Below are 572 nucleotides of genomic sequence, written 5' to 3' on the forward strand. Positions count from 1 at the left end.
GCTGGAGGCCGGGTCGAGCCATCCTCTGGCTGTGGCGATCCTCGCCCGCGCCAAGGACGACGGGGTTCCGGTCCCGCCGGCTAATTCCGCCAAGGCGCTGCCCGGAAAAGGCGTGTCTGCCTCGGTCGGCGGCGAAGAAATTCTGCTTCTCTCGCCCAAAGCCGCCGCCGAACGGGTTGCGATCGAAAACGAGGTCCTGGCCCGGATCGATGCCTTCAACGAGGCGGGCAAGACGGTCTCCGTCCTCCTCGCCAATGGCGTCGTCAGCGGCCTTATTGCCATACGTGACGAACCGCGCGCCGATGCTGTCGCGGGGCTAAAGACGCTTGCAGCGCGGGGCATCAAGACATTGATGCTGACCGGCGACAACGAACGGACGGCGAAGGCGATCGGCGCCGATCTCGGCATGGAGGTCAGGGCCGGCCTGATGCCGGAAGACAAGCAGGCGATCGTGCGCGAGAAGCAGAAGCAAGGTTTCGTCGTTGCCAAGGTCGGCGACGGCATCAACGATGCACCGGCATTGGCTGCGGCCGATATCGGCATCGCCATGGGCGGTGGCACGGATATCGCGC

At 65.6% G+C, this 572-nt stretch carries 1 protein-coding gene; it reads left to right on the forward strand.

Annotated elements, in window-relative coordinates; genetic code table 11:
• The coding region (locus tag AC1D0P_RS27420; RefSeq protein WP_477679614.1) for an HAD-IC family P-type ATPase at positions 1-572 on the forward strand (572 nt) is incomplete at both ends.

Source organism: Polaromonas sp. P1_G2 (genome assembly GCF_056405515.1).